The sequence below is a fragment of the Bradyrhizobium diazoefficiens genome, from assembly GCF_016616235.1.
In the GTDB taxonomy this organism is placed as follows: domain Bacteria; phylum Pseudomonadota; class Alphaproteobacteria; order Rhizobiales; family Xanthobacteraceae; genus Bradyrhizobium; species Bradyrhizobium diazoefficiens_H.
This window is the reverse complement of sequence record NZ_CP067100.1, coordinates 3,426,178-3,451,151: the sequence shown is the minus strand read 5'-3', so window position 1 is coordinate 3,451,151 and position 24,974 is coordinate 3,426,178. Positions and strand designations below refer to the sequence as shown.

The following is a 24,974-nucleotide window of genomic DNA, read 5'->3' as shown; positions in this document are numbered from 1 at the left end:
CGTACCCTAAAAGCCGGCAGCCGTCACGGCGAAATGGCCGTTTCTAGCGCTGGCTCCCCCGTTCCTTCCGCAGCTTCGCCCAGTAGTCCAGCCGCTTCCTGATCTCGCGCTCGAAGCCGCGGTCGGGCGGGTCGTAGAAGGTCTGGCGGCCCAGGGCTTCCGGGAAATAGTCCTGCCCGGAAAACGCGTCGGGGGCGTCGTGGTCGTATTCGTAGGCTGCGCCGTAGCCTTCCGACTTCATCAGCTTGGTCGGGGAATTCAGGATGTGTTTTGGCGGCAGCAGCGAGCCGGCCTGTTTTGCGACCTGCATCGCCTCGCCGAAGGCGGTGTAGACCGCATTCGATTTCGGCGCGGTGGCGAGGTAGACGACGGCCTGCGCGATGGCGAGCTCGCCCTCGGGATGGCCGAGGAAGTCGAAGGCGTCTTTCGCGGCATTGGCGATGACCAGCGCCTGCGGGTCGGCCAGGCCGATGTCCTCCACCGCCATGCGCACGACGCGGCGGGCCAGGAACAGCGGGTCCTCGCCGGCATCGAGCATGCGCGCGAGGTAATACAGCGCGGCATCGGGATCGGAGCCGCGTACCGACTTGTGCAACGCCGAGATCAGGTTGTAATGGCCGTCGGCCGACTTGTCGTAGATCGGCGCACGGCGCTGCAGGATGTCCTGCAACTGCGCGGCATTGAAGATCTCGTCCGCCCGCGCCGAACGCCAGACTTCCTCGGCAAGCGTCAGCGCGGCGCGGCCATCGCCGTCCGCCATGCGCACCAGCACCGCCCGCGCCTCGTCATCGAGCGGCAGCTTGCGGCCCTCGACCTCCTCCGCATGCGCAAACAACTTTTCGATCGCGGCGGCATCGAGCGAGCGGAACACCAGCACGCGCGCGCGGGACAGAAGCGCCGCGTTGAGCTCGAAGGACGGGTTTTCGGTGGTGGCGCCGACCATCACCACCGTGCCGTCTTCCATCACGGGCAGAAACGAATCCTGCTGGGCGCGATTGAATCTGTGCACCTCGTCGACGAACAGCAGCGTGCCCTTGCCCATCTCGCGGCGGGCGCGGGCGGCGTCGAACGCCTTCTTGAGATCGGCGACGCCGGAGAACACCGCAGAGATCTGCTCGAAATGCAGATCGGTGGCATCCGCCAGCAGTCGCGCCACCGTGGTCTTGCCGGTGCCGGGCGGGCCCCAGAACACCAGCGAGCCCAGCGTGCGCGTCTCCAGCATGCGCGTCAGCGCACCGTCGGGACCGAGGATGTGATCCTGGCCTACGACCTCTGACAGCGCGCGCGGGCGCAGCCGGTCCGGCAGCGGATGCGGAGCGTCGTGATCGAGCCCCGCCGCGGCGAAGAGAGTGGGCGTCTCCTGTGGTCGCTTCGGACTCATCCGCCCAGCGTGACGTTGATCTGCTGGCCGCCGCGCACCAGCGTGATGCGCCAGATCCGCGGACGCTCGCCGGCAGCCTTTTCCAGGTCGCCGGTCCTGCTGATTTTCTGGTTGTTGATGGCGAGGATGATATCGCCCTTCTGGAAGCCGACATTCGCAGCTGTGCTGTCGTCGCCGAGATCGGTGATGACGACGCCCTCGGTATCGGCGTCCAGATGCAGTTCGTCGGCAACCGCCGGCGTGATGGTCGAGACCTTCGCGCCCTGGAACGGCGAGCGTGCGGTGACGACGAGCTCGTTGCGCCCCGCATCGGGCGCGGTCTCCAGCGCCACCGTCAGCTTGAGCGGCTTGCCCCCGCGCTGCACGTCGAGCTGCGCGGTGCCGCCGAGCGGACGGGTGGCGAAGCGGTAGTCGAAGGCGTTGGGATCATCCACGGTCTGGCCGTCGATCCCGGTGATGAGATCGGAGGATTTCAGGCCGGCCTTCGCCGCGGGGCTGTTCGCGACCACGCTCGCGACCAGCGCACCGGTCGGCGAGCGTAGGCCGAGGCTTTCGGCGATCTCCGGCGTCACCGCCTGCAGCTTCGCGCCTAACCACGGCCGCTTCACCGCCTTGCCGCCGCTCTTGGCGGAAGCGACGACGACGCGCACCATGTTGGATGGAATCGCAAAGCCGATGCCTTGCGAGCCGCCGGAGCGCGAATAGATCGCGGTGTTGATGCCGGCGAGGCGGCCATTCATGTCGACCAGCGCGCCGCCGGAATTGCCGGGATTGATCGCCGCATCGGTCTGGATGAAGAACTGATAGTCGGTGATGCCGACCTGCGTGCGCGCCAGCGCCGAGATGATGCCGTGGGTCACGGTCTGGCCGACGCCGAAGGGGTTGCCGATCGCCAGCACGACGTCGCCGACCATCAGCTCGTCCGAATTGGTGAATTCGAGCGCCGGAAACTTCTCCCTGGTGTCTTTCAGACGCAGCACCGCGAGATCGCTACGGGAGTCCTTCAGCACGATCTCGGCCTCGAACTCGCGCTTGTCCGACAGCGACACCTTGACCTGGTCGGCGCCTTCGATGACATGGACGTTGGTGACGACGAGCCCGGCCGCATCGACGATGACGCCGGAGCCGAGCGAGCGCTGCACCTGCTCCGGCTGTTGGCCCGGCACGCCGAAGAAGCGGCGGAAGATCGGGTCATCGAGCAGCGGATTGCGGTTCTGCACCACCTTGGCCGCATAGACGTTGACGACCGCCGGCTGCACCCGCTGCACGATCGGTGCATAGGACAGCCGCAGCTCGGCCGGCGAGGACGGAACACGGCGGTCCTGTGCGGCGCCCGGATTGAACTGGGCGGAAAATGCGATGCACAAGGCTGTGATGACGGCGGCGCGGGTCGATCGAAACATTCCTACCTCTCGGAAAAGACGCCGGAATATAGGCGCGTTCGCCCCTCAATAGAAGGGCGCCGGGCGGCAATATTGCGTCCTCTACCGGTATCTCCCGAATGCGAGCCCGGCGTGCGAAATGGCAATCCGCCGGGCGCGATGGATTGGCATGATGCGCATCATCTTGCATGCTCGTCGCTGGCGGATTCGGTTGCGGCGAATTTACATCAGTGGGAACCCGTTCAACCCGGGTGCGCCGTCGCGGGGCAGTCATCGATCGTTCTTAGGCTCTCCGCTGTGACTTGGGGAAGTCGTCAAACGATGGAGTCATGACGTGAGCAGAACAAGAATTGCAGCGACGGCGATAGGTCTCGCTGGCGTGCTGGCGGCCTCACAGGCCCAGGCCCAATCGGCGAGCAGCAGCGAGCAGGAGATCGCGCTCCTCAAGCAGCAGTTGAAGATGCTGGAGCAGAAGCTCGACAAGCTCCAGAGCCAGACCGCCGCGAACACCGCGGCCGCGGCAAAAGCCAGAGCGGAAGCCAAGGCCGAAGCGAAGGCCGAAGCACGCTCGGAGGCGAAGGCGGTCGTCGCCAACGCCAACGCGGCGATCCCGCTCAAGACCCCGCCGCCTGCGTCCGGAGTCGTGGTGACGATGCCGAACAACCGGCCGACCATCTGCACCGCCGACGGGGCGAACTGCGTCGCAATCAGGAGCCGCGTGCATTGGGACGTCGGCGGCTACGACTACCGCCCCAACACGGCGGCAACTGTGCCGCAAAGGCTCGACAGCGGCGAAAACGTGCGCCGCGCGCGCATCGGCGTCACCGGTAAATTCTTCAACGACTGGAATTTCGCGCTGGTCTATGATTTCGGCGGCACGTCCGACGGATTTGGCGGCACCGCGCCGGGCTCACTGCCGGGCGGTGGCGTATCGGGCGTGGAGAACGCTTACCTGAGCTACACGGGCCTGAAGCCGTTCGGCGGCCGCATCGCCGTCGAAGCCGGCATCATGGATCTGCCCTACACGCTCGATGAAGCCACGAGCTCCAACGACATCATGTTCATGGAGCGCGCTTCGGCCGGCGTGGTCGCGACCAACATCGCCGCCGGCGACTTCCGCTCTGCCGCCGGTGCGCGCTGGTTCAACGACCAGCTCTGGATCGGCGGCTATGCCACCGGGCCGTCGACCGGCGCGATCCACTCCGCATCGAGCGCGGCGCCGGCCGGCACGTCCGAGCAATACGGCGCCGTGGCGCGCGTCGCCGGCAATCCGATCAGCGGCAAGGACTACTCGGTTCATATCGGCGCCGATGCGCAATGGCTGATCCAGCCACCGCGCAACCTGATCGCCAACACCCAGACAGTCGCGCTCAGCGACCGTCCGGAATTGCGTCTCGACCCGACGACGCTGGTCTCGACCGGCGCGATCGCCAATGTCTCGGGCGCGCAGGTCTACAGCCTCGAGGCGGCGGCGACCTATGGTCCGTTCATCGTCCAGGGCGAGTATTTCTGGTACAATATCGACCGAACCGCCAACACCAGCGTGCCGCTCGTCGGCGCGCCAAGCCTGAAATTCCAGGGCGGCTATGCGCAGGCCGGCTACGTTCTGACCGGCGAGACCCACACTTACAACGCCGCCAACGCCGCCTATAACGGCGTCAAGCCGGCGCATCCGTTCTCGATCGACGGCGGCGGCTGGGGCGCGTGGGAGATCGCGGGGCGCTTCTCGACGATCGACCTCAACGACCAGCTCGCGACCGCCAACGGTATCGCCGGCGGCCGCCAGAACGTCTACACGCTGGCGCTCAACTGGTACGTCAACGGCAACGTCCGATTCATGCTCGATTACCTGCATGGCACTGTGTCGAGGCAGGCTTCGGCGGTCTCGGCTGCCGATGCCGGCTCGAAGTTCGACGCTGTCGCGTTGCGCACGCAGTTTGCGTTCTGATTTGAATTACCTCTCCCCGACGGCGAGAGGTCGAATTGCGAAGCAATTCGGGTGAGGGGGCGGCTTGCTCGGTCGTGCAGATCCCCTCACCCGGATTGCATCTATCAATGCAATCCGACCTCTCCCTCCGGGAGAGGTGAAGTAATCACGCCGCCCGGTTCGGCTTCTTCACGAGCACCGGCGCCGGTGCGCAGGACAGCCGCTGCTGGTGGCTCTCGCCCCACGCCTTCAGAATATCGATCACCGGGCGCAGGCTCTCGCCGAGCTCGGAGAGCGAATATTCGACCCGCGGCGGCACTTCAGCATAGACCTTGCGGATGACGAGCTTGTCGTCCTCGAGCGCGCGCAGTTGCTTGGTCAGCATGCGCTGCGTGATCCCGGGCATTCTCCGGCGCAATTCGCCGAAGCGCTGGGTGCCATTTTGCAGGTGGTAGAGGATCACGCCCTTCCACTTGCCATCGATCAGATCCAGCGCCGTTTCGACCGCGCACCCGGGCCGGCAGGCAAAATTCTTCCGTTTCATCGGATTCTTCCCAATGGTATCCAAACGGGGACTATATCCCCGAATTTACAGTACTTGCCAAATGGGAGCCAGCGCGACAGTTAGGCGGCAGGCGAACACGCCATCTGATGGAGACAAGCCATGAAGGCCGTCGGCTACAAGAAATCGCTTCCGATCGAGGATCAGGATGCGCTAATCGATTTCGACACCGCTAAGCCCGACCCCAAGGGGCGCGACATCCGCGTCGCCGTGAAGGCGATCTCGGCCAACCCGGTCGATTACAAGGTGCGCAAGCGCGCCGCCCCGCCCGAGGGCGAGACCAAGATTCTCGGCTATGACGCAGCCGGCGTGGTCGATGCGGTCGGGCCGGAGGTCACGCTGTTCAAGCCGGGCGACGAGGTGTTTTACGCCGGCTCGATCCTGCGCCAGGGCACCAACGCCGAATTCCATCTGGTCGACGAGCACATCGTCGGCAACAAGCCGAAGAGCCTGTCGTTCGCGCAGGCGGCAGCCCTTCCCCTCACCTCCATCACCGCCTGGGAATTGCTGTTCGACCGGCTCGGCGCCGTTCCCGGCAAGAGCGTTGATCCGCGCACGCTGCTGATCACGGGCGGCGCCGGCGGCGTCGGCTCGATCCTGATCCAGCTGGCGCGCCGCCTCACCGGCCTCACGGTGCTCGCGACCGCGACGCGGCCGGAGTCGCAAAAATGGTGCCTCGATCTCGGCGCGCATGCGGTGATCGACCACGGCAAGCCGATGAAGGAGCAGATCGAGAAGCTCAAGCTGCCGCCGGTCGCGCTGGTGGCGAGCCTCACCTTCACCGAGCAGCACTACAAGAGCATTGCCGAGTTCATGGCGCCGCAGGGCCGGTTCGGCCTGATCGACGATCCGCCCGAGTTCACCATGAGCACCTTCAAGGGCAAGGCGATCTCGGTGCATTGGGAATCGATGTTCACGCGCTCCTCGTTCCAGACGGCCGACATGATCGCGCAGCATCACTTGCTCAACGACGTCGCCGATCTCATCGACAAGGGCGTGCTGCGCACCACGCTCGACCAGACCTTTGGCACCATCAATGCCGCCAACCTCAAGCGCGCCCATGCGCTGCTCGAGAGCGGCAAGTCGCGCGGCAAGATCGTGCTCGAGGGGTGGTAGCCTCTAAAGCGCGATGAGATTAGGATGAATCGTCATCGCGCCTTAGGCTGTTGTTTGAGCATGATCTTTTCGGAAAACCGCTGCGCGCTTTTCCGGATCATGCTCTAGCCGGACGCAGGCGGCGCCTTCGCTCCCGGCGGATGCCCCGCCCGCTCGATGAAGCCCTTGGCGAGCGCGTGATAGATGCCCTCCTCGCAGATCAACCGCGAGGTCGCGTGCGCGATCAGCGCGGCCGCCATCAACGGCACGACCATGCCATGATTGTCGGTCATCTCGGTGACGATCACGAAGGCAGTGATCGGCGCCTGCACGACGCCGGCAAAATACGAGACCATGCCGAGCAGCATGATCGCGCCGAGCGGCGCATCGTGGAAGAACCCGGCGATGTTGCTGCCGATGCCGGCGCCGACAGCGAGCGAGGGTGAAAAAATGCCGCCGGGTACGCCGCTGATCGCGGCGAAGGTGGTGGCGAGAAGCTTGAGCACGCCGAAGTCGGACGGCAATGGCGTGCCGTGCTCCAGCGCTGTCTTCACCTGCTGATAGCCGGTGCCGTAGATCGTGTCGCCGGACACGAGGCCGCAGATCGCGACAGCGAGGCCGCAGGCAAACGCGAACCAGAGCGGATGGCCCTTGACGGCGCGGCCGAGCGGATTCTTGAAACCGCGCGCCATCGCAATGACGGTACGGCTGAACAGTCCGCCTGCGAGGCCACCGACCACGCCACAGAGCGGAACGGCCAGCCAATCGGCACCGCGCGCAAGCGTCATCGCGCTGCTGCCGAAATAAGCGTAATTCCCCGCCAGCGCGAGCGAGGTCAGGCCGGCGGCGATAACCGCGGCGATGATGAGGCTCGACGTGCGGGTCTCGAACGCCCGGCTCATCTCCTCGATGCCGAAGACGATGCCCGCCAGCGGAGTATTGAAGGCCGCGGCGACGCCGGCGGCCGCGCCGGCCAGGATCAATCCGGGCTGCCGGCGAGGCGAGACACGGCCAAGCGCGAACATGATGGAGGCGCCGACCTGGACGGTCGGCCCTTCCCGGCCGACGGAACCGCCGCACAACAGGCCGAATAAAGTAAGGATCACCTTCCCAATCGCAATCCGGACCGAGACCAGGCTCTCGCGCGCATGCTGGTCGGTCAGATGCCGGGCGGCGATTGCCTGTGGGATTCCGCTGCCCTGCGCATTCGGAAACAGGCGCACGGTCAGATAGGCCGACAGCATGAAGCCAAGCGGCGTCACCGCCAGCACAGCATAGCGTGACTTGGTCAGCAGGAACGCAAAAGTATACTGCGCGAGATCGGCGAGTTGCGCCAGCGCCACGGCCGCAGCGCCGACCCCAATGCCCCCGAGCAAGAAGATCGCCCGCCGCTGCCATCGCGCGGACGTCAGCCTGAACAGACGTTTGTGGCGGGTCGAAAGGGGCCAGAGCATGGAGCGCTGTTGTAGCCGGTTGCGCCTCGAAAAGAAGGGGCAAACCGGCAAATCAGCTAGATGGAGCCGCCCCCTCGACAAATATCAGCCGCCGCTCCAGCGCCGTCTGCCGCAATTTCAGCGCCTCCGCGTATTCGACCGACGCGTACCATTCGCGCGCGCGGCTCATCGAGGGGAACTCCACGACAACGATAGTCTTGGGCGGCGGAGCGCCCTCCACCACCTCAGCGGCTCCGCCACGTGCGAGGTAGCGGCCGCCATATTGCGCGATGGTTTGGGCAGCCAGCATGCGATAGGCGGCCATCGCGGCTTGGTCGCGTACCTCGACTTCGGAAATCACATAGGCCTTCATGATCGTCTCCGAGATCGCGCGTCCCGCCGCTGCGTCCTCATCATTTCTTCCGGGCGGCGGTCTGGATTGCCTTCCAGTCGAACTTATCCGCAAGTGCGAGCGCTTCGTCCTCGCCCATGCCCTCATAGGCAAAATTGAACATGGCGTTCTTGTCGAGCTCGACCATCAGGTTGCCCGACTTCTCCTTGCTGTTGAAGACCTTCAACGCGGACAGGCCGCGGATCGTCGCGCTCACCATATGGCCCTCGGACGTTTCGAGGTTCATCCCGCCCTGGAGCGGCGCCAATGCGCCTTCTGCTGCCTGGCCAACGATCACGGTGGCATGAACTTTCGCTGCGCCCCGCTCGTAGTCACGGGTCGCTGTCGTCATGCTGGTGTCGGCCATCTCCATCGACACGCCGTCCGGCTTCTTGCCTTGCCATCCGTCCAGATCGATCAGAAGCGGCAGGAGGCGCTGAAATGACTGGTCGGCATGCGCATGGCCAAGCGGCCAGGTCATCGAAACGGCCAAGAGGACAATCAAGATCGCGTAGCGTGATTTATACATCGGCTTCCCCCAGGGGTTGAAAGGGAAATAATAGAATTGCGTTCGTGGCGCGAGGAAGGCGGCGCCAGCCGGGATCAACGAATCAAAGCAGATGCGGCGCCCGAAGGCGCCGCGTTCAAATTCAAGATGGACCCTGGCGGCCTTTGTAGCGCGTTGCGCGCATGCTCTAGGCGATCGTGTTGACGATGCCGCCTTCCGCGCGCAGCGCCGCGCCGTTGGTGGCGGATGCTTGCTTCGAAGCGACATAGACCACCATGTTGGCGATCTCGTCGACGCTGGCAAAACGCTGGATCAGCGAGCTCGGGCGATGCTGCCTGACGAAATTGGCTGCCGCCTCGTCCACGGACTGGCCGTTCTGCTTCGCAAGATCCTTCACGAAGGTCTCGACGCCTTCCGACATGGTCGGTCCCGGCAGCACGGAGTTGACGGTGACGCCGGTGCCACGCGTCAGCTGGGCCAACCCGCGCGCGACCGCGAGCTGCGCCGTCTTGGTCATCCCGTAGTGGATCATCTCGACGGGAATGTTGAGCCCGGACTCCGAGGAGATGAAGACGATGCGGCCCCAGTTGCGCTCGAGCATGTCCTTCAAATACGCGCGCGACAGCCGGACGCCGCTCATGACGTTGACATCGAAGAAGCGGCTCCAGTCCTCGTCCGGAATCTCGAAAAAGTCCTTCGGCTCGAAGATGCCGGCATTGTTGACGAGGATGTCGACGCTAGGCAGCGCCGAAATCAGCGCCTTGCAGCCCGAGGCGGTCGAGACGTCGGCGGCAATGCCGCGCACCTTGGCGCCCGTCGCTTCGAGCTTGCGCACGACGGCATCGACCTTGTCCTGGCCGCGGCCGTTGATCACGACGCCGGCGCCCGAAGCAGCAAGGCCCTTGGCGATGGCGTGGCCGATGCCGGCAGTCGAGCCGGTCACAAGGGCGGTCTTTCCGGACAGGTCGATGTTCATGTCATGTCTCCATTGATGCCGATGGAGATATCGGACGCAGTCAGTGACGCTGCAATCGGCGCTCACTCATGCGTGACGAAGCTACATGTGATTGGAGCGACGAGAACGGCCGCACAAAAAAGCGGCGCCCGAGGGCGCCGCTTTCGAAATTCGATCCTTGCGCGACCGGCTTACGCCGCCTCGGCTTCCTTCTCCTGCACCGGACCGGAGTCCTGGCCTTTGGCATCGACGTCGCGATCGACGAACTCGATCACGGCCATCGCGGCGTTGTCGCCGTAGCGGAAGCCGGCCTTGATGATGCGGGTGTAGCCGCCCTGGCGGTCCTTGTAGCGGGTGGCCAGGACGTCAAACAGCTTCTTGACCTGGTCCTTGTCGCGCATCTCCGAGATCGCCTGGCGGCGCATGGAGAGGCCACCCTTCTTGCCGAGGGTGACGAGCTTCTCGACGATCGGACGCAATTCCTTCGCTTTCGGCAGCGTGGTGACGATCTGCTCGTGCTTGATCAGCGCGGCCGCCATGTTGGCGAACATCGCGCGGCGATGCTCGGCCGTGCGGTTGAGCTTCCGATGAACCTTGCCGTGACGCATGTGACTATTCCTTACGATAAAACTGCCGCGACGGTTCGTCGGACATGTTGCTCAGGTGGGCTGCCTGCGTTCGCCCCAGTCAGTCATTCCGGACGGCCCGAAGCGACGATCCGGAATCTCGAGGTTCCGGGTTCGGCCCTGCGAGCCGCCCCGGAACGACGAATTCTCAGTAATGATCCTCGAAGCGCTTGGCGAGTTCGTCGATGTTCTCCGGCGGCCAGCCCGGCACTTCCATGCCGAGATGCAGACCCATCTGGGCCAGCACTTCCTTGATCTCGTTCAGCGACTTGCGGCCGAAGTTCGGGGTGCGGAGCATTTCCGCTTCGCTCTTCTGCACGAGATCGCCGATATAGACGATGTTGTCGTTCTTCAAGCAGTTGGCCGAACGCACCGACAGCTCGAGCTCGTCCACCTTCTTGAGGAAGGCCGGGTTGAAGGCGAGGTCCGGGATGATCTCCTGGGCGACTTCCTTGCGCGGCTCTTCGAAATTGACGAACACGTTGAGCTGATCCTGGAGGATGCGGGCAGCATAAGCCACCGAGTCATCCGGCGAGATCGCGCCGTTGGTCTCGATCGTCATGGTCAGCTTGTCGTAGTCGAGGATCTGGCCCTCGCGGGTGTTCTCGACCTTGTAGGAGACCTTGCGGACCGGCGAGTACAGGCTGTCGACCGGGATCAGACCGATCGGCGCGTCCTCGGGACGGTTGCGCTCGGCGGGCACGTAGCCTTTGCCGGTCGAGACTGTGAACTCCATGCGGATCTCGGCACCCTCGTCGAGCGTGCAGATCTGGAGGTCCGGATTGAGCACGATGACGTCGCCGACGGTCTGGATGTCGCCGGCGGTGACGGTGCCCGGACCCTGCTTCTTCACGACCATGCGCTTGGGGCCTTCGCCCTGCATCTTGATCGCGATGTCCTTGATGTTGAGCACGATGTCGGTGACGTCCTCACGGACGCCCGCGATCGAGGAAAACTCGTGCAGCACGCCGTCGATGTGCACCGATTGCACCGCCGCGCCCTGGAGCGAGGAGAGCAGGATGCGGCGCAGCGCGTTGCCGAGGGTCTGGCCGAAGCCGCGCTCGAGCGGTTCGGCAACGACGGTCGCAAAACGGGCCGGATCGCTGCCAGCAATGACCTGGAGCTTGTTCGGCCGGATCAGTTCTTGCCAATTTTTCTGGATCGTCACTGTTTCACCCATACAGGCCAGTCGAACTGCCGCTGCAGACACTGGCGTTGGAGAAAGGCCGCAGGTCGCACCCGCGGCTTCTTGCAAAAGTCATTGCAGGCGCCGAAGCGCCCGCAACCTCTCAATCAAACACGCCGACGCTTGCGGGGACGGCAACCGTTGTGCGGGATCGTGGTCACGTCGCGGATCGAGGTGACGGTGAAGCCCGCGGCCTGGAGCGCACGGAGAGCCGACTCGCGGCCCGAACCGGGACCGGCGACTTCGACTTCCAGCGTGCGCATGCCGTGCTCCTGCGCCTTTTTGGACACGTCCTCGGCGGCAACTTGCGCGGCATACGGGGTCGACTTGCGCGAGCCCTTGAAGCCCATCGTGCCGGCGGAGGACCAGGCAATCGTGTTGCCCTGCGCGTCGGTGATGGTGATGGTCGTGTTGTTGAACGACGAGTTCACATGCGCGACGCCGGAGGCGATGTTCTTGCGCTCGCGACGGCGAACGCGGGTGGCTTCCTTGCCCATAGAGTACCTTTCCTGGAGATCTCAAACGCCGCCGTAATGCCAGCGGCTACACCTGTGGAACGAAAGGGGCGTGGCGAACGGTCACCCCGCATCGCCACGCACCGCGATTGGATTCGAAAACTTACTTCTTCTTGCCGGCGATGGCCTTGGCCGGACCCTTGCGCGTGCGCGCGTTGGTGTGGGTCCGCTGGCCGCGCACCGGCAGGCCGCGACGATGACGCAGGCCGCGATAGCAGCCGAGGTCCATCAGACGCTTGATGTTGATGCCGACCTCACGACGCAGGTCGCCCTCGACGAGATAGTCGCGGTCGATCACTTCGCGGATCTGGAGCACTTCGGCGTCGCTGAGCTGGTTGACGCGACGATCCACGGGGATCTTCACCTTCTCCAGGATTTCACCGGCGATCTTCTGACCGATGCCATGGATATACTGGAGCGCGATCAGCACGCGCTTGTTGGTGGGAATGTTCACGCCGGCAATACGGGCCACGGCCTTCTCTCCTGTCGCCGATCCCTCGTCAGGAATCGCGCTTTAAGTGCTTATGTTCTCGGGCAGGTGTTCACAAACGCGAACACGACGCCCACCCCCGGTCTTCCTGGGGCCCGGCATCGTCTGAAACTATCCGACTTGGATGCGGGGCTTATTAGGGGATTCCAGGGGCTTTCGTCAACCGCTGCTAGCGTTTGGCTCGCTTTTTCGTGACCTTTTTTGGTCCCTTGTTCGAACCTTTTTTGACAGCCTTCTTGGCGGTCTTTTTGACCGTTGTCTTGGCGGCCTTCTTGGCCATTTTTTTAGCCGTTTTCTTGGCCGTTTTCTTGGCAGCCTTCTTGGCGCCCTTCTTGGCCTTTTTGGCGGTTCTGGCCGATTTTGCGGCCTTTTTAGCCGCTTTCGCCGGCTTTTTGGCCGGTTTCTTGGTAGTCTTCGCCTTCTTGGCCGGGCCCGCCTTGGCGGCACTCCTGGCGTGTGTCTTGGGCTCGACCGCCCCGAGCGCCAGCAACTGGCGGTGGATGGCGCGGGTGACCTCGTCGATCGCCATCATGCCGTCGATGGTGGAGAGCTTCCGACGCTCGGAATAATAGTGAATCAGGGGTTCGGTTTGGCTGCGGTAGCTGGCCAGACGCTTGGTCAAGACCTCCGGGGTGTCGTCGACCCGGATCTCCTCCCCGCGCTCCCGCATCTGGGCGACGCGGGTCTCGACGCGGCTCAAAAGCGCGCTCTCGTTGACACGGAGCTCGATCACGGCGTCGAGCTTGAGATGCTTGTGCCTGAGCAGTTCGTCCAGCGCCTCGGCCTGCGGCACCGTCCGCGGGAAACCGTCGAGGATGAAGCCGGCCTTGGCGTCCGGCTGATCGAGCCGGTCGGAGATGATTCCGACCACGACGTCGTCGGGCACGAGGCCGCCGCTCGCCATGATCTCCTTGGCCTTCAGCCCGACTGGCGTTCCCGCCGCGACGGCCGCGCGCAACATCTCACCGGTCGAGAGCTGGACGATGCCATAGCGCTGCACCAGCCGCTGCGCCTGGGTCCCCTTGCCCGACCCCGGCGGTCCCAGAAGTATGATTCTCATCGGCGTACGCCCCCCGGATTGGTGAGCGATACGTCGCGCACCTGTGTTTGAAAGTTCGGTAACAGTGCAAATCATAATCAGCGCCGCACCGCTACCCATATCATAGGGGAGCAAATGCCCGGACGCCAAGAAGGCCTTTGAAATCAGTGATTGCGTCGCAGTGAGAGCAGCTCTGCCGACATGGCCGCATGACTGGCTCACCGCTTGCGCGGGCGCCGCGCGTTGCTCGCACGGCGAATCGGCGGCGCTGTCGCGCCGCCTTGAAAGCGCTGCGCTTAGCGGCGGCGGCCGCCGCGCAGCTTCGACTTGCGGATCAGACCTTCGTACTGATGCGCCAGCAGATAGCCCTGCACCTGCGCCACCGTATCCATGGTCACGCTGACGACGATCAGCAGCGACGTGCCGCCGAAGTAGAACGGCACCGAGGCGTAGGAGATCAGGATTTCCGGAATCAAGCAGACGATCGCGAGATAAATCGCACCGAGCACAGTGATGCGCGACAGCACGTAGTCGATATATTCGGCGGTGCGCTCGCCCGGACGGATGCCCGGGATGAAGCCGCCGTGCTTCTTCAGATTGTCAGCGGTCTCGGTCGGGTTGAACACGATCGCGGTGTAGAAGAAGGCGAAGAACACGATCAGGGCGAGATAGAGGATCAGGAACAGCGGGCGGCCGTGGCCGAGCTGGGTGGTGATCCACTGGAACCATTCCGGCCCGCGGCCGGCGTTGAAGTTCGCAACCGTGGTCGGCAGCAGCAGCAGCGAGGACGCGAAGATCGGCGGGATCACGCCCGAGGTGTTGAGCTTGAGCGGCAAATGCGAGGACTGGCCCTCGAACATCTTGTTGCCGACCTGGCGCTTCGGATACTGGATCAGGAGCCGGCGCTGGGCGCGCTCCATGAACACGATGAAAGCGATGACGGCGACCGCCATGACGATCACGACCAGGATCAGGCCGGTCGACATCGCGCCCTGACGGCCGAGCTCGAGCATGTTGGCGAGCGCCGCGGGCAGCTCGGCGACGATGCCGGAGAGAATGATCAGCGAGATACCATTGCCGATGCCGCGCGAGGTGATCTGCTCGCCCAGCCACATCAGGAACATGGTGCCGCCGGTCAGCGTGATTGCCGTGGACAGGCGGAAGAACATGCCGGGGTCGCTGACGACATTGCCGGCGCCTTCGAGACCCACCGCGATACCATAGGATTGGAACGCGGCCAGGATCACCGTCAGGTAGCGGGTGTACTGGTTCAGCGTCTTGCGGCCGGCCTCGCCCTCCTTCTTCAGCGCCTCGAGCTGCGGCGAGACGGTGGTGAGGAGCTGGATGATGATCGAGGCCGAGATGTACGGCATGATGTTCAGCGCAAAGATCGCCATGCGGTGGATGCCGCCGCCGGCGAACATGTTGAACATGCCGAGGATGCCGCCCGCCTGCGACTTGAACACCTGCTCCCAGATGTTGGGATCGATGCCCGGCAGCGGGATGTAGGTTCCGAGCCGATAAACGAGCAGCGCACCCAGGGTGAACCAGATGCGCTTCTTCAGTTCGTCGGCCTTCGCAAACGCGCCGAAATTGAGATTGGCTGCCAGTTGTTCCGCTGCAGAGACCATCTTGGACTTTCTCCCGCCGCCTGTTGCGCCGTGATACCCGCGGCCGGGCTATTCTAGCGGACGCCGGACATTATCTGGGGCTTCGGCTTCGATAAGTCCATCGTCCCGCATGCGTAAAGGCCCGCGAGGCGCGGGCCAATGACGCAGTTGTTACGCCGCCTCGCCTTCTTCCTTGGCGGGGGCGAGGATCTTCACCGAACCGCCGGCCTTCTCGACCGCCGCGATCGCGGTCTTGCTGGCGCCGTGCACTTCGATGTTGAGCTTGGACTTGAGCTCGCCACGGCCGAGCAGCCGCAGGCCGGCCTTGGCGCGGCGCAGCACGCCGCCCTTCACCAGGGCCTCGACATTGACGACGCTGCCGGCGTCGATCTTCTTGGCATCGACCGCTTCCTGGAGCCGGTCGAGATTGATCTCGGCGAACTCGACGCGGAAGATGTTGTTGAAGCCGCGCTTGGGCAGACGGCGATGCATCGGCATCTGGCCGCCTTCGAAACCCTTGATGCGCACGCCCGAACGCGCGGTCTGGCCCTTGCCGCCGCGGCCGGACTGCTTGCCCTTGCCCGAACCGATGCCGCGGCCGACGCGCATACGCTTCTTGCGCGACCCGGCGTTGTCGGCGATATCGCTGAGCTTCATCGCCCTTCTCCTTGTGTCTTGCGCATGATCGTCACCGAAGACCGGCACCCGGTTTCGGGATCATGCGCTTTTGCTTACTTCTCGTCGACGATGCGGACGAGATGGTGAACCTTGTCGATCATGCCGCGGACCGCCGGGGTATCCGGCAGTTCGCTGGTGCGGCCGATCTTGTTGAGCTTGAGCCCGATCAGCGTCGACCGCTGCGAGTGATGGCGGCGGATCGCGCTGCCGGTCTGCTCGAGCTTGATCGTCTTGCTGGACTTAGCGGCGTCCTTGGCCATGGGAGTCTACTCCGAACCTTCCGTTAGTCGGCAGCCGCCTCGGCATCACCGCCGATACGGCGGGACTGCAGAGTGGACACCTTGATGTTGCGGCGGGCTGCGACCGAACGCGGCGAATCCTGGTGCTTGAGCGCATCGAAGGTCGCGCGCACCATGTTGTAGGGGTTCGACGAGCCGATCGACTTCGCCACCACGTCCTGGACGCCGAGCGTCTCGAACACGGCGCGCATTGGGCCGCCGGCGATGATGCCGGTACCGGCCGGAGCTGCACGCAGATAGACACGGCCCGCGCCATGACGGCCGGCGATGTCGTGATGCAGTGTGCGGCCCTCGCGCAGCGAGACCCGGGTCAGGTTGCGCTTGGCGGACTCGGTCGCCTTGCGGATCGCCTCGGGCACTTCGCGGGCCTTGCCGTGACCGAAGCCGGCGCGACCCTTCTGATCGCCGATCACGACCAGCGCTGCGAAACCGAAGCGCTTGCCGCCCTTGACGACCTTGGCCACGCGGTTGATGTGGACCAGCTTGTCGACGAACTCGCTGTCGCGCTCCTCGCGCTCCTTGCGGTCGCGTCCGCCGCCGCGTTGATCGCGTCCACCACGTTGTTCGCGTTCTGCCATTTTTCCAATCCTTCAGAGGCTTGCGCCTCAATCCTCAAATTCCGTTAGAAGCTCAGCCCGCTCTCACGCGCAGCGTCGGCAAGAGCCTTGACGCGCCCGTGATAGAGGTAGCTGCCGCGATCGAACACGACTTCCTTGACACCCTTCTCGGCGGCGCGCTCGGCCAGCAGCTTGCCGACCGCCTTCGCCGCATCGATGTCGGCGCCGGTCTTGCCGCCGTCGCGCATCGACTTCTCGAGCGAGGAGGCAGAGGCCAGCGTCTCGCCCTTCAGGTCGTCGATGACCTGGGCGTAGATGTGCTTGGACGAGCGGAATACCGACAGACGCGGACGGCCGCCACCGGAGCGGCGCAGCTTCAGCCGCACACTCCGCTTGCGCCGGGCATTCGTAACCTTGGCTTTGGACATGACCGGCTCCGTTACTTCTTCTTGCCTTCCTTGCGGAAGATGAATTCGCCAACATACTTCACGCCCTTGCCCTTGTAGGGCTCCGGCGGCCGATAGGAGCGGATCTCGGCGGCGACCTGGCCGACGCGCTGCACGTCGCTGCCCGACACCGTGATCTCGGTCGGCTTCGGCACGGCGATCGTGATCCCCTCCGGGATCGGATAGATCACGTCGTGGCTGTAGCCGAGCGCGAGCTGCAGGTTCTTGCCCTGCATCGCGGCGCGGTAACCGACGCCGGTGATCTCGAGCTTCTTCTCGAAGCCCTTGGTGACGCCTTCGACCAGATTCGCGACCTGGGCGCGAGCGGTGCCGTACAGGGCGCGCGCGCGGTTGGTCTCGGCCCGCGGCTTGACCTTGATCTGGCCGCTCTCGAGCTTCACCTCGACGTCGTCGTGGACGACGAACTGAAGCTGGCCCTTCGGGCCCTTCATCTTGACGGTCTGCCCATCGACGGTCGCGGTCACACCCGACGGAACCGCCACAGGCCTTTTGCCAACACGTGACATGGATGAAAAATCCTTCTCAGAACACCGTGAAGAGGACTTCGCCGCCCACATTCGCGTCGCGCGCGCTGTGGTCGGCCATGATCCCCTTCGGCGTCGACAACACCGAAATGCCGAGCCCGTTGTTGACCCGCGGCAGAGCCTTCACCGAGGCGTAGACGCGGCGCCCCGGCTTGGAGACTCGTTCGATCTCGCGGATGACGGGCTCGCCGTCGAAATATTTCAGCTCGATCTCGATCTCGCTGCGGCCCGAGGAGTGCTCGACCGTGGCGTAGCCGCGGATGTAACCCTCGGACTTCAGCACCTCGAGCACGTTCTCGCGCATCTTCGAGCCAGGCGTCGAGACCTTGGTCTTGGAGCGCATCTGCGCGTTGCGGATGCGGGTGATCAGATCGCTGATTGGATCGTGCGTAGACATCTAAACGACCCTCCTTACCAGCTCGACTTCACGAGGCCCGGGACCATGCCCTTGGAGCCAAGTTCGCGCAGCGCGATACGGGACAGCTTGTTCTTGCGATAGTTCGAGCGCGGGCGGCCCGACAGCTCGCAGCGCAGGCGGATGCGGGTCGCCGACGAGTTGCGCGGCATTTCCGCCAGCTTCAACGTCGCGGCGAAACGCTCTTCCATCGGCAGCTTCTTGTCGGCGATGATCGCCTTCAACCGCTCGCGCTTGGCGGCGGCGTTCTTCACCATCCGCTTGCGCCGGTTGTTCTTCTCGACTGAACTCTTCTTTGCCATGCTTGGCTCCTGGGTATCCGCGTTTGAGAGGCTTTAGCTCAGCGTCTCACTGCCGGAACGGGAAATTGAAAGCGGTCAACAAGGCCCTCGCCTCTTCGTCGGTCTTGGCCGTGGTGCAGACGGTGATGTCCATACCGCGGGCTTCCGTGACCTTGTCGAAGTCGATCTCGGGGAAAATGATGTGCTCCTTGATGCCGAGCGAGTAGTTGCCGCGGCCATCAAAGCTCTTCGGGTTCAGGCCACGGAAGTCGCGGACGCGCGGCAGCGCGACCGTCACCAGGCGGTCGATGAACTCGTACATGCGGGCCTTGCGCAGCGTGACCTTGCAGCCGATCGGCTGGTTCTCACGCAGCTTGAAGGTCGCGATCGCGATGCGCGAATAGGTCACGATCGCCTTCTGGCCGGCGATCTGGGTCAGCTCGGCGGCGGCGGTCTCGGCCTTCTTGCGGTCGTTGACGGAATCGCCGACGCCCATGTTCAGCACGACCTTGTCCAGGCGCGGAACCTGCATCACGTTCTCATAACCGAACTTCTCGGTCATGGCCGTGCGGATCTTCGCGTCGTATTCCGCGCGCAGGCGCGGGGTGTAAGCGGCCTCAGCCATCGATCTCAGCTCCCGAGCTCTTGGCGATGCGGACCTTCTTGCCGTCCGCCAGAATCTTGAATCCGACGCGGGTCGGCTTTCCGTCCTTGCCGACATACGCGATGTTGGACAGTTGGATCGGCGCCTCTTTCGAGATGATGCCGCCCTCCTGGGCCTGCGTCTGCTTCTGGTGACGCTTGACCATGTTGATGCCGCGCACCAGCGCGGTGCCGGCGTCGGGACGAACCTCGAACACTTCGCCGGTCCGGCCCTTGTCGCGGCCGGTCAGCACGACGACCTTGTCGCCCTTGCGGATCTTCGCAGCCATCACAGCACCTCCGGCGCGAGCGAGATGATCTTCATGTGGTTCTTGGCGCGCAGTTCGCGCGGCACGGGCCCGAAGATACGGGTGCCGACCGGCTCGGACTGGTTGTTGATCAGCACGGCGGCGTTGCGGTCGAAACGGATGACCGAACCGTCGGCGCGGCGGATGTCCTTGCGGACGCGCACCACGACGGCCTTCATCACGTCGCCCTTCTTCACCTTGCCACGCGGAATCGCTTCCTTGATCGAGACGACGATGATGTCGCCGATCGTGGCGTAGCGGCGCTTGGAGCCTCCGAGCACCTTGATACACATGACACGGCGTGCGCCAGAATTATCGGCCACGTCGAGGTTGGTCTGCATCTGAATCATTGATGCACCTCGTCCTCTTTCCAATTGCGCCAGCCCAGCCGGCGCTCAACATTTCCCTGAAGTCAGTCGGCTAAAGCCAACAGATCAGGCGCTTTTCTTGTGCTCGCCCCGGATCACGACCCACCGCTTCAACTTCGAAATCGGCTTCGATTCCTCGATCCACACCATATCGCCCGGCTTGAACTGGTTGTCCTCGTCGTGCGCGTGGTAGTTCTTCGAACGGCGGATCGTCTTCTTGTAGATCGGATGCGTGAAGCGGCGATCGACGCGCACCACGACGGTCTTGGCAGTCTTGTCGCTGACGACCACGCCCTGCAGAGTACGTTTCGGCATATTCGTAAGCCCCTTACTTCTCTTTCGCGCGCTTCTGCGCGGCGACGGTCTTGATGCGGGCGATGTCGCGGCGAGCCTCGCGCAAGCGCGAGGTGTTCTCGAGCTGCCCGGTGGCGCGCTGGAAGCGCAGGTTGAAGCGCTCCTTCTTCAGGTTCAGGATGGCGTCATCCTGCTGGTCGGGGCTCATCGCGCGGATGTCTTCGATCTTCATCTGGGCCATGGCCATTACTCCGCAATGCGCTCGACGAAGCGCGTCTTGATCGGCAGCTTGGCGGCCGCCAGGGTCAGCGCCTCACGCGCCGTCTGGGTGTTGACGCCGTCGATCTCGAACAGCACCCGGCCCGGCTTGACGCGGGCCACCCACAATTCCGGCGAGCCCTTGCCGGAGCCCATGCGGACTTCGGCCGGCTTCTTCGACACCGGAACGTCGGGGAACACGCGGATCCAGACGCGGCCGGCACGCTTCATGTGGCGCGTCAGCGCGCGGCGCGCGGCTTCGATCTGGCGCGCCGTGACGCGCTCAGGCTCGGTCGCCTTCAGGCCGAACTGGCCGAACGCCAACGTTGCGCCCGAAGACGCGACGCCGTGGATACGGCCCTTATGCGCCTTCCGGAACTTCGTTTTCTTAGGTTGCATCATGGCTTTAAGCCCTCAATTCCCTGTACTGGCTCAGGCCGCATCGCGGCGCTGACGGCCACCACGATCGCCACCGCCGCCGGTCTCGCCTTCGGCCATTCTCTTGTCCTGGGCCATCGGATCGTGCTCGAGGATCTCGCCCTTGAAGATCCAGACCTTGACGCCGCAGGTGCCGAAGGTCGTGAACGCGGTCGCAACGCCGTAGTCGATATCTGCGCGCAGCGTGTGCAGCGGCACGCGACCTTCGCGGTACCACTCCATGCGCGCGATTTCCGCACCGCCCAGACGTCCCGAGCAGTTGATGCGGATGCCTTCCGCGCCGAGACGCATCGCCGACTGCACGGCGCGCTTCATGGCGCGGCGGAACGCGACGCGGCGCTCCAGCTGCTGCGCGATCGATTCCGCCACCAGCGTCGCATCGAGCTCCGGCTTGCGGATCTCGACGATGTTGATGACGACGTCGGACGAGGTGATGTCCGCGACCTTCTTGCGCAGCTTGTCGATGTCGGCGCCCTTCTTGCCGATCACCACGCCCGGACGTGCCGAGTGGATGGTGACGCGGCACTTCTTGTGCGGACGCTCGATCACGATGCGGGCGACGGCGGCCTGCTTGAGCTCCTTGTGCAGGATCTCGCGGATCTTGACGTCCTCGTGCAGCAGCTTGCCGTATTCCTGCTTGCCGGCGAACCAGCGGGAATCCCAGGTCCGGTTGATGCCGAGACGCAGACCGATCGGATTGATCTTTTGACCCATCGTGTGCTCCTGCGCCCTTAAGCCGCTGCTTCGGCTTCGACCTGACGAACGATGATCGTCAGCTGCGAAAATGGTTTGTAGACACGGCCCGAGCGGCCACGACCGCGGGCGGCAAAGCGCTTCATCACGAGGCCGTTGCCGACGAAGGCCTGCGCGACGACGAGATCGTCGACGTCGAGATCGTGGTTGTTCTCGGCATTGGCGATCGCAGATTCCAGGCACTTCTTCACATCGACCGCGATCCGCTTGCGCGAGAACTGCAGGTCGGCGAGCGCAGCAGCCGCCTTCCGGCCGCGAATGAGCTGGGCGACCAGGTTGAGCTTCTGCGGGCTCACCCGCAGCATCCGGGCGACCGCCTTGGCCTCGTTCTCGGCGAGGCTCCGTTCGCGCTTAGGTTTGCTCATCGTTTAATCCTCAAGCCTTCTTGGCTTTCTTGTCGCCGGAGTGGCCATGGAAGGTCCGGGTCGGCGAGAACTCGCCGAACTTGTGACCGACCATTTCCTCATTGACGGCCACCGGCACGTGCTTCTGACCGTTGTAGACACCGAAGGTCAGGCCGACGAACTGCGGCAGGATCGTCGAACGACGGCTCCAGATCTTGATGACGTCGTGACGGCCGGACGCGCGCGCGGCATCTGCCTTCTTGAGCAGAGAACCCTCGACGAACGGGCCTTTCCAGACTGAACGAACCATGTCCGGCGTTCCTTACTTCTTCCGCTTGTGGCGGCTTAGGAGAATGAATTTGTTGGTCGACTTGTTGGTGCGGGTCTTCTTGCCCTTGGTCGGCTTGCCCCACGGGGTGACCGGGTGGCGGCCGCCCGAGGTGCGACCTTCACCACCGCCGTGCGGATGGTCGATCGGGTTCATCGCGACACCGCGGTTGTGCGGGCGGCGGCCCATCCAACGCTTGCGACCGGCCTTGCCGATCGAGGTGTTCATGTGATCCGGGTTCGACACCGCGCCGATCGTGCCGCGGCAACGGCCGTGCACCAGGCGCTGCTCGCCCGAGTTCAGGCGGATGATCACGTAGTCCTGGTCGCGGCCGACGAGTTGGGCATAGGTGCCCGCGGAACGGGCGAGCTGGCCGCCCTTCCCGATCTTGACCTCGATGTTGTGGATGATCGTGCCGACCGGCATGTTGCCGAGCGGCATGACGTTGCCCGGCTTCACGTCGACATAGTTGCCGGCGACGATGGTGTCGCCCACGGCCAGGCGCTGCGGCGCCAGGATGTAGGCCTGCTCGCCGTCCTGATACTTGATCAGCGCGATGAAGCCGGTGCGGTTCGGATCGTATTCGAGCCGCTCGACGGTCGCGGGAACGTCGACCTTCTCACGCTTGAAGTCGACGGTACGCAGCGTCCGCTTGTGACCACCGCCACGGAAGCGCACGGTGATGCGGCCGGTGTTGTTGCGGCCGCCAGAGGAGTGCTTGCCCTCGGTGAGCGCCTTGACCGGCTTGCCCTTGTAAAGCGCCGAACGATCGACCATGACCAGCTGGCGCTGGCCCGGCGTCGTGGGATTGAATGTCTTCAGTGCCATCGTCGTACGACCTTACAGACCGGTGGTCACGTCGATCCGATGACCCTCTTCGAGGGTCACGATCGCGCGCTTGGAGTTCGACTGCGAGCCGAGATTGCCGCGGAAGACCTTGGTCTTGCCCTTGCGGACCAGCGTGTTGACGCTCTTGACCTTGACGTCGAACAGCTTCTCGATCGCTTCCTTGATCTGCGGCTTGGTCGCCTTCGCGGCCACCTTGAACAGCACCTTGTTGTGCTCCGAGGCGATCGTCGCCTTTTCGGTCACGACCGGCGACAGGATCACGTCGTAGTGGCGAGGCTCGATGTTCTTCGTCATTTGAAGCGCGCCTCCAGCGCATCGATGGCGGCCTTGGTCAGAACGAGCTTCTGACGGCGCAGGATGTCGTAGACGTTGATGCCCTGGATCGGCAGCACGTCCATGTTCGGGATGTTGCGGGCCGCGGCGGCAAAGCCGTTGTTGAGCTCGGCGCCGTCGATGATCAGCGCGTTGGTGAGCCCGAGGCCCGAGAAGTGACCGAGCAGCGCCTTGGTCTTGGCGGCTTCCAGCGCGGCCTTCTCGATCACGACGAGATCGCCGTCCTTGGCCTTGGCCGAGAGCGCATGCTTGAGCGCGAGCGCACGGACCTTCTTTGGCAGGTCGGTGGCGTGCGAGCGCACCACCGGGCCGAAGGCACGGCCGCCGCCACGGAACTGCGGCACGCGGGCCGAGCCGTGACGAGCACCGCCGGTGCCCTTCTGCTTGTACATCTTCTTGCCGGTGCGCCAGATCTCGGCGCGGCCCTTGGCCTTGTGGGTGCCGGCCTGGCGCTTGTTGAGCTGCCACTGCACGCAGCGCGCGATGATGTCCTCGCGCGGCTCGAGACCGAAAATGGCGTCGGAGAGCTGGACCGAGCCCGCTTCCTTACCTTCGAGGGTGGTGACCTTCAATTCCATCTCACGCCTCCTGCGCAGCCGGAGCGGCTTCCGCATCGCCCGCAACCTTGAACTTGCCGGGCTTCGGAGCTTCCTTCGGCAGCGGCTTCTTGACGGCGTCGCGCACGCGGATCCAGCCGCCCTTGGAGCCGGGAACGGCGCCTTCGACGAGGATCAGGCCGCGCTCGACATCGGTCTGGACGACGCGAAGGTTGAGCGTGGTGATGCGATCGACACCCATGTGGCCGGGCATCTTCTTGTTCTTCCAGGTCTTGCCGGGGTCCTGACGACCGCCGGTCGAACCGATCGAACGGTGCGAGATCGACACACCATGCGTGGCGCGCAGACCGCCGAAGTTCCAGCGCTTCATGCCGCCCGCAAAACCCTTACCGACCGAGGTGCCGGTGACGTCGACGAACTGGCCGACGACGAAGTGATCGGCCTGGATCTCGGCGCCGACCGGAATCATGGCATCCGCAGTGACGCGGAATTCCTCGACCCGGCGCTTCGGCTCGACCTTGGCGACCGCGAACTGGCCGCGCTCGGCCTTGGGCATGTAAACGGTCTTGCGGCTGCCCGAACCGAGCTGGAGCGCGACGTAACCGTTCTTCTCTTCGGTGCGGTGGCCTACGACCTGGCAATTGCCGAGCTTCAGCACGGTCACGGGGATATGTTCGCCGGTCTCCGTGAAGACCCGCGTCATCCCGACCTTTTGTGCGATCACTCCGGAGCGCATCGGCTTGCTTCCTGTTCTTTCTGTCCTTGCGGACTAGCTAATCTTCTGAGTGAGCATGACCCGGTCCGAAAACCGGTGCCCACTTGTCGGGGTCGTGCTCAGAGCTTGATCTCGACGTCGACGCCGGCGGCCAGATCGAGCTTCATCAAAGCATCGACGGTCTGCGGGGTCGGATCGACGATGTCGAGCAGGCGCTTGTGCGTGCGCATCTCGAACTGTTCGCGGCTCTTCTTGTCGACGTGGGGCGAACGGTTGACGGTGAACTTCTCGATGCGCGTGGGCAGCGGAATGGGTCCGCGGACCTGCGCACCGGTGCGCTTCGCCGTGTTCACGATCTCGCGGGTCGACGTATCGAGGATACGATGGTCGAACGCCTTGAGACGGATACGAATGTTTTGGCCGTTCATTGCCGTGCTTTCTTTGAGTAGAGTGGCGAGCAGCGAGT

General features: G+C 64.2%; 36 protein-coding genes. 2 read left to right on the top strand and 34 right to left on the bottom strand.

The genetic code is table 11. The features are described from left to right. Positions 1-43: 43 nt before the first annotated feature. Both JJB99_RS16390 and JJB99_RS16385 read right to left on the bottom strand, forming a co-directional pair. The gene (locus tag JJB99_RS16390) at positions 44-1,381 is read right to left on the bottom strand and encodes a replication-associated recombination protein A (protein ID WP_200499690.1); all 1,338 of its coding nucleotides are present in this window, start codon (positions 1,379-1,381) and stop codon (positions 44-46) included. Beyond that, positions 1,378-2,784, bottom strand: a complete 1,407-nt coding sequence (locus tag JJB99_RS16385) for a DegQ family serine endoprotease (RefSeq protein WP_200499689.1) — start codon at positions 2,782-2,784, stop codon at positions 1,378-1,380. Before JJB99_RS16385 ends, JJB99_RS16390 begins: the two co-directional genes overlap by 4 nt. A gap of 313 nt (positions 2,785-3,097) precedes the next feature. Between JJB99_RS16385 and JJB99_RS16380 the strand changes: the two genes are divergently transcribed. Beyond that, positions 3,098-4,711: an OprO/OprP family phosphate-selective porin gene (locus JJB99_RS16380; RefSeq protein WP_200499688.1), complete on the top strand. Its 1,614-nt coding sequence runs from the start codon at positions 3,098-3,100 to the stop codon at positions 4,709-4,711. Between the two features lie 145 nt (positions 4,712-4,856). Here the strand turns inward: JJB99_RS16380 and JJB99_RS16375 are convergent, their stop codons facing one another. Next, positions 4,857-5,234, bottom strand: coding sequence for a winged helix-turn-helix transcriptional regulator (locus JJB99_RS16375; protein ID WP_200499687.1), 378 nt, complete (start codon positions 5,232-5,234; stop codon positions 4,857-4,859). 120 nt (positions 5,235-5,354) lie between these two features. On the opposite strand from JJB99_RS16375, the gene JJB99_RS16370 reads away from it, so the two are divergent. Then, positions 5,355-6,368: a zinc-binding alcohol dehydrogenase family protein gene (locus tag JJB99_RS16370; RefSeq protein WP_200499686.1), complete on the top strand. Its 1,014-nt coding sequence runs from the start codon at positions 5,355-5,357 to the stop codon at positions 6,366-6,368. A 104-nt stretch (positions 6,369-6,472) separates the two neighbouring features. Here JJB99_RS16370 and JJB99_RS16365 read toward each other — a convergent pair whose 3' ends face one another. From JJB99_RS16365 to rpsJ, 31 genes are all read right to left on the bottom strand, one after another. After that, a complete protein-coding gene (locus JJB99_RS16365) occupies positions 6,473-7,801 on the bottom strand; it encodes a chloride channel protein (protein ID WP_200499685.1) in 1,329 nt (442 codons plus the stop codon). Positions 7,802-7,853: 52 nt separating this feature from the next. Further along, entirely contained in the window at positions 7,854-8,153 is a 300-nt protein-coding gene (locus JJB99_RS16360; RefSeq protein ID WP_200499684.1) for a DUF1330 domain-containing protein, read from the bottom strand. Positions 8,154-8,193: 40 nt separating this feature from the next. Then, a complete protein-coding gene (locus JJB99_RS16355) occupies positions 8,194-8,700 on the bottom strand; it encodes a hypothetical protein (protein ID WP_246775264.1) in 507 nt (168 codons plus the stop codon). A 166-nt stretch (positions 8,701-8,866) separates the two neighbouring features. Then, the gene (locus JJB99_RS16350; RefSeq protein ID WP_200499683.1) at positions 8,867-9,655 is read right to left on the bottom strand and encodes an SDR family NAD(P)-dependent oxidoreductase; all 789 of its coding nucleotides are present in this window, start codon (positions 9,653-9,655) and stop codon (positions 8,867-8,869) included. Positions 9,656-9,825: 170 nt separating this feature from the next. After that, the gene (gene rplQ / locus JJB99_RS16345) at positions 9,826-10,242 is read right to left on the bottom strand and encodes a 50S ribosomal protein L17 (protein ID WP_145629809.1); all 417 of its coding nucleotides are present in this window, start codon (positions 10,240-10,242) and stop codon (positions 9,826-9,828) included. A 166-nt stretch (positions 10,243-10,408) separates the two neighbouring features. Beyond that, positions 10,409-11,440, bottom strand: a complete 1,032-nt coding sequence (locus JJB99_RS16340; protein ID WP_200499682.1) for a DNA-directed RNA polymerase subunit alpha — start codon at positions 11,438-11,440, stop codon at positions 10,409-10,411. A 113-nt stretch (positions 11,441-11,553) separates the two neighbouring features. After that, the gene (gene rpsK / locus JJB99_RS16335; protein WP_007603045.1) at positions 11,554-11,943 is read right to left on the bottom strand and encodes a 30S ribosomal protein S11; all 390 of its coding nucleotides are present in this window, start codon (positions 11,941-11,943) and stop codon (positions 11,554-11,556) included. 121 nt (positions 11,944-12,064) lie between these two features. Then, positions 12,065-12,433, bottom strand: coding sequence for a 30S ribosomal protein S13 (rpsM, locus tag JJB99_RS16330; RefSeq protein ID WP_008549231.1), 369 nt, complete (start codon positions 12,431-12,433; stop codon positions 12,065-12,067). Between the two features lie 187 nt (positions 12,434-12,620). Then, positions 12,621-13,511 (bottom strand): adenylate kinase, encoded by an 891-nt coding sequence (locus tag JJB99_RS16325; RefSeq protein ID WP_200500182.1) that lies wholly within the window; start codon positions 13,509-13,511, stop codon positions 12,621-12,623. 275 nt (positions 13,512-13,786) lie between these two features. Beyond that, complete coding sequence (gene secY / locus JJB99_RS16320) at positions 13,787-15,121, bottom strand: preprotein translocase subunit SecY (protein WP_200499681.1); 1,335 nt, start codon at positions 15,119-15,121, stop codon at positions 13,787-13,789. Positions 15,122-15,271: 150 nt separating this feature from the next. Continuing rightward, positions 15,272-15,757 (bottom strand): 50S ribosomal protein L15, encoded by a 486-nt coding sequence (rplO, locus tag JJB99_RS16315; RefSeq protein ID WP_008549236.1) that lies wholly within the window; start codon positions 15,755-15,757, stop codon positions 15,272-15,274. 74 nt (positions 15,758-15,831) lie between these two features. Continuing rightward, positions 15,832-16,038, bottom strand: coding sequence for a 50S ribosomal protein L30 (gene rpmD, locus JJB99_RS16310; RefSeq protein ID WP_027564398.1), 207 nt, complete (start codon positions 16,036-16,038; stop codon positions 15,832-15,834). A 23-nt stretch (positions 16,039-16,061) separates the two neighbouring features. Then, positions 16,062-16,655 (bottom strand): 30S ribosomal protein S5, encoded by a 594-nt coding sequence (gene rpsE, locus JJB99_RS16305; RefSeq protein ID WP_027549202.1) that lies wholly within the window; start codon positions 16,653-16,655, stop codon positions 16,062-16,064. A gap of 44 nt (positions 16,656-16,699) precedes the next feature. Then, complete coding sequence (rplR, locus tag JJB99_RS16300) at positions 16,700-17,062, bottom strand: 50S ribosomal protein L18 (protein WP_007603036.1); 363 nt, start codon at positions 17,060-17,062, stop codon at positions 16,700-16,702. Positions 17,063-17,073: 11 nt separating this feature from the next. After that, the gene (gene rplF / locus JJB99_RS16295) at positions 17,074-17,607 is read right to left on the bottom strand and encodes a 50S ribosomal protein L6 (RefSeq protein WP_027564399.1); all 534 of its coding nucleotides are present in this window, start codon (positions 17,605-17,607) and stop codon (positions 17,074-17,076) included. 16 nt (positions 17,608-17,623) lie between these two features. After that, positions 17,624-18,022, bottom strand: coding sequence for a 30S ribosomal protein S8 (gene rpsH, locus JJB99_RS16290; RefSeq protein WP_027520951.1), 399 nt, complete (start codon positions 18,020-18,022; stop codon positions 17,624-17,626). A 14-nt stretch (positions 18,023-18,036) separates the two neighbouring features. Further along, the gene (gene rpsN / locus JJB99_RS16285; RefSeq protein WP_018322268.1) at positions 18,037-18,342 is read right to left on the bottom strand and encodes a 30S ribosomal protein S14; all 306 of its coding nucleotides are present in this window, start codon (positions 18,340-18,342) and stop codon (positions 18,037-18,039) included. A 46-nt stretch (positions 18,343-18,388) separates the two neighbouring features. Beyond that, a complete protein-coding gene (rplE, locus tag JJB99_RS16280) occupies positions 18,389-18,946 on the bottom strand; it encodes a 50S ribosomal protein L5 (protein WP_011088141.1) in 558 nt (185 codons plus the stop codon). Then, positions 18,939-19,253, bottom strand: coding sequence for a 50S ribosomal protein L24 (gene rplX, locus JJB99_RS16275; RefSeq protein ID WP_011088142.1), 315 nt, complete (start codon positions 19,251-19,253; stop codon positions 18,939-18,941). Before rplX ends, rplE begins: the two co-directional genes overlap by 8 nt. Beyond that, on the bottom strand, positions 19,253-19,621 hold the full coding sequence (rplN, locus tag JJB99_RS16270) for a 50S ribosomal protein L14 (protein WP_007603030.1): 369 nt from the start codon (positions 19,619-19,621) through the stop codon (positions 19,253-19,255). The genes rplX and rplN overlap by 1 nt, the downstream gene beginning before the upstream one ends. Positions 19,622-19,705: 84 nt before the next feature. Beyond that, a complete protein-coding gene (gene rpsQ / locus JJB99_RS16265) occupies positions 19,706-19,954 on the bottom strand; it encodes a 30S ribosomal protein S17 (protein WP_008136346.1) in 249 nt (82 codons plus the stop codon). Positions 19,955-19,967: 13 nt separating this feature from the next. After that, complete coding sequence (gene rpmC, locus JJB99_RS16260) at positions 19,968-20,174, bottom strand: 50S ribosomal protein L29 (RefSeq protein ID WP_008136348.1); 207 nt, start codon at positions 20,172-20,174, stop codon at positions 19,968-19,970. 5 nt (positions 20,175-20,179) lie between these two features. Further along, entirely contained in the window at positions 20,180-20,593 is a 414-nt protein-coding gene (gene rplP, locus JJB99_RS16255; protein ID WP_008136349.1) for a 50S ribosomal protein L16, read from the bottom strand. Between the two features lie 30 nt (positions 20,594-20,623). Beyond that, entirely contained in the window at positions 20,624-21,343 is a 720-nt protein-coding gene (gene rpsC / locus JJB99_RS16250; protein WP_027535295.1) for a 30S ribosomal protein S3, read from the bottom strand. A 17-nt stretch (positions 21,344-21,360) separates the two neighbouring features. Further along, entirely contained in the window at positions 21,361-21,747 is a 387-nt protein-coding gene (rplV, locus tag JJB99_RS16245) for a 50S ribosomal protein L22 (protein ID WP_008136353.1), read from the bottom strand. A gap of 10 nt (positions 21,748-21,757) precedes the next feature. Next, positions 21,758-22,036: a 30S ribosomal protein S19 gene (gene rpsS / locus JJB99_RS16240; protein ID WP_008136357.1), complete on the bottom strand. Its 279-nt coding sequence runs from the start codon at positions 22,034-22,036 to the stop codon at positions 21,758-21,760. 12 nt (positions 22,037-22,048) lie between these two features. After that, positions 22,049-22,882, bottom strand: a complete 834-nt coding sequence (gene rplB, locus JJB99_RS16235) for a 50S ribosomal protein L2 (protein WP_200499680.1) — start codon at positions 22,880-22,882, stop codon at positions 22,049-22,051. A 12-nt stretch (positions 22,883-22,894) separates the two neighbouring features. Continuing rightward, on the bottom strand, positions 22,895-23,197 hold the full coding sequence (locus JJB99_RS16230; protein ID WP_008136362.1) for a 50S ribosomal protein L23: 303 nt from the start codon (positions 23,195-23,197) through the stop codon (positions 22,895-22,897). Further along, entirely contained in the window at positions 23,194-23,814 is a 621-nt protein-coding gene (gene rplD / locus JJB99_RS16225; protein ID WP_018647243.1) for a 50S ribosomal protein L4, read from the bottom strand. Before rplD ends, JJB99_RS16230 begins: the two co-directional genes overlap by 4 nt. Before the next feature lies 1 nt (position 23,815). Beyond that, complete coding sequence (gene rplC, locus JJB99_RS16220) at positions 23,816-24,529, bottom strand: 50S ribosomal protein L3 (protein ID WP_200499679.1); 714 nt, start codon at positions 24,527-24,529, stop codon at positions 23,816-23,818. A 98-nt stretch (positions 24,530-24,627) separates the two neighbouring features. Further along, entirely contained in the window at positions 24,628-24,936 is a 309-nt protein-coding gene (gene rpsJ / locus JJB99_RS16215) for a 30S ribosomal protein S10 (protein WP_002712302.1), read from the bottom strand. Positions 24,937-24,974: the final 38 nt, after the last annotated feature.

What these genes read in the sequence shown, in the direction of transcription:
- JJB99_RS16390 (WP_200499690.1), bottom strand. Translation starts at nt 1,381, where the DNA reads ATGAGTCCGAAGCGACCACAGGAGACGCCCACTCTCTTCGCCGCGGCG.
- JJB99_RS16385 (WP_200499689.1), bottom strand. Translation starts at nt 2,784, where the DNA reads ATGTTTCGATCGACCCGCGCCGCCGTCATCACAGCCTTGTGCATCGCA.
- JJB99_RS16375 (WP_200499687.1), bottom strand. Translation starts at nt 5,234, where the DNA reads ATGAAACGGAAGAATTTTGCCTGCCGGCCCGGGTGCGCGGTCGAAACG.
- JJB99_RS16370 (WP_200499686.1), top strand. Translation starts at nt 5,355, where the DNA reads ATGAAGGCCGTCGGCTACAAGAAATCGCTTCCGATCGAGGATCAGGAT.
- JJB99_RS16365 (WP_200499685.1), bottom strand. Translation starts at nt 7,801, where the DNA reads ATGCTCTGGCCCCTTTCGACCCGCCACAAACGTCTGTTCAGGCTGACG.
- JJB99_RS16360 (WP_200499684.1), bottom strand. Translation starts at nt 8,153, where the DNA reads ATGAAGGCCTATGTGATTTCCGAAGTCGAGGTACGCGACCAAGCCGCG.
- JJB99_RS16355 (WP_246775264.1), bottom strand. Translation starts at nt 8,700, where the DNA reads ATGTATAAATCACGCTACGCGATCTTGATTGTCCTCTTGGCCGTTTCG.
- JJB99_RS16350 (WP_200499683.1), bottom strand. Translation starts at nt 9,655, where the DNA reads ATGAACATCGACCTGTCCGGAAAGACCGCCCTTGTGACCGGCTCGACT.
- rplQ (WP_145629809.1), bottom strand. Translation starts at nt 10,242, where the DNA reads ATGCGTCACGGCAAGGTTCATCGGAAGCTCAACCGCACGGCCGAGCAT.
- JJB99_RS16340 (WP_200499682.1), bottom strand. Translation starts at nt 11,440, where the DNA reads ATGGGTGAAACAGTGACGATCCAGAAAAATTGGCAAGAACTGATCCGG.
- rpsK (WP_007603045.1), bottom strand. Translation starts at nt 11,943, where the DNA reads ATGGGCAAGGAAGCCACCCGCGTTCGCCGTCGCGAGCGCAAGAACATC.
- JJB99_RS16325 (WP_200500182.1), bottom strand. Translation starts at nt 13,511, where the DNA reads ATGAGAATCATACTTCTGGGACCGCCGGGGTCGGGCAAGGGGACCCAG.
- secY (WP_200499681.1), bottom strand. Translation starts at nt 15,121, where the DNA reads ATGGTCTCTGCAGCGGAACAACTGGCAGCCAATCTCAATTTCGGCGCG.
- rplO (WP_008549236.1), bottom strand. Translation starts at nt 15,757, where the DNA reads ATGAAGCTCAGCGATATCGCCGACAACGCCGGGTCGCGCAAGAAGCGT.
- rpmD (WP_027564398.1), bottom strand. Translation starts at nt 16,038, where the DNA reads ATGGCCAAGGACGCCGCTAAGTCCAGCAAGACGATCAAGCTCGAGCAG.
- rpsE (WP_027549202.1), bottom strand. Translation starts at nt 16,655, where the DNA reads ATGGCAGAACGCGAACAACGTGGTGGACGCGATCAACGCGGCGGCGGA.
- rplR (WP_007603036.1), bottom strand. Translation starts at nt 17,062, where the DNA reads ATGTCCAAAGCCAAGGTTACGAATGCCCGGCGCAAGCGGAGTGTGCGG.
- rplF (WP_027564399.1), bottom strand. Translation starts at nt 17,607, where the DNA reads ATGTCACGTGTTGGCAAAAGGCCTGTGGCGGTTCCGTCGGGTGTGACC.
- rpsH (WP_027520951.1), bottom strand. Translation starts at nt 18,022, where the DNA reads ATGTCTACGCACGATCCAATCAGCGATCTGATCACCCGCATCCGCAAC.
- rpsN (WP_018322268.1), bottom strand. Translation starts at nt 18,342, where the DNA reads ATGGCAAAGAAGAGTTCAGTCGAGAAGAACAACCGGCGCAAGCGGATG.
- rplE (WP_011088141.1), bottom strand. Translation starts at nt 18,946, where the DNA reads ATGGCTGAGGCCGCTTACACCCCGCGCCTGCGCGCGGAATACGACGCG.
- rplX (WP_011088142.1), bottom strand. Translation starts at nt 19,253, where the DNA reads ATGGCTGCGAAGATCCGCAAGGGCGACAAGGTCGTCGTGCTGACCGGC.
- rplN (WP_007603030.1), bottom strand. Translation starts at nt 19,621, where the DNA reads ATGATTCAGATGCAGACCAACCTCGACGTGGCCGATAATTCTGGCGCA.
- rpsQ (WP_008136346.1), bottom strand. Translation starts at nt 19,954, where the DNA reads ATGCCGAAACGTACTCTGCAGGGCGTGGTCGTCAGCGACAAGACTGCC.
- rpmC (WP_008136348.1), bottom strand. Translation starts at nt 20,174, where the DNA reads ATGGCCCAGATGAAGATCGAAGACATCCGCGCGATGAGCCCCGACCAG.
- rplP (WP_008136349.1), bottom strand. Translation starts at nt 20,593, where the DNA reads ATGATGCAACCTAAGAAAACGAAGTTCCGGAAGGCGCATAAGGGCCGT.
- rpsC (WP_027535295.1), bottom strand. Translation starts at nt 21,343, where the DNA reads ATGGGTCAAAAGATCAATCCGATCGGTCTGCGTCTCGGCATCAACCGG.
- rplV (WP_008136353.1), bottom strand. Translation starts at nt 21,747, where the DNA reads ATGAGCAAACCTAAGCGCGAACGGAGCCTCGCCGAGAACGAGGCCAAG.
- rpsS (WP_008136357.1), bottom strand. Translation starts at nt 22,036, where the DNA reads ATGGTTCGTTCAGTCTGGAAAGGCCCGTTCGTCGAGGGTTCTCTGCTC.
- rplB (WP_200499680.1), bottom strand. Translation starts at nt 22,882, where the DNA reads ATGGCACTGAAGACATTCAATCCCACGACGCCGGGCCAGCGCCAGCTG.
- JJB99_RS16230 (WP_008136362.1), bottom strand. Translation starts at nt 23,197, where the DNA reads ATGACGAAGAACATCGAGCCTCGCCACTACGACGTGATCCTGTCGCCG.
- rplD (WP_018647243.1), bottom strand. Translation starts at nt 23,814, where the DNA reads ATGGAATTGAAGGTCACCACCCTCGAAGGTAAGGAAGCGGGCTCGGTC.
- rplC (WP_200499679.1), bottom strand. Translation starts at nt 24,529, where the DNA reads ATGCGCTCCGGAGTGATCGCACAAAAGGTCGGGATGACGCGGGTCTTC.
- rpsJ (WP_002712302.1), bottom strand. Translation starts at nt 24,936, where the DNA reads ATGAACGGCCAAAACATTCGTATCCGTCTCAAGGCGTTCGACCATCGT.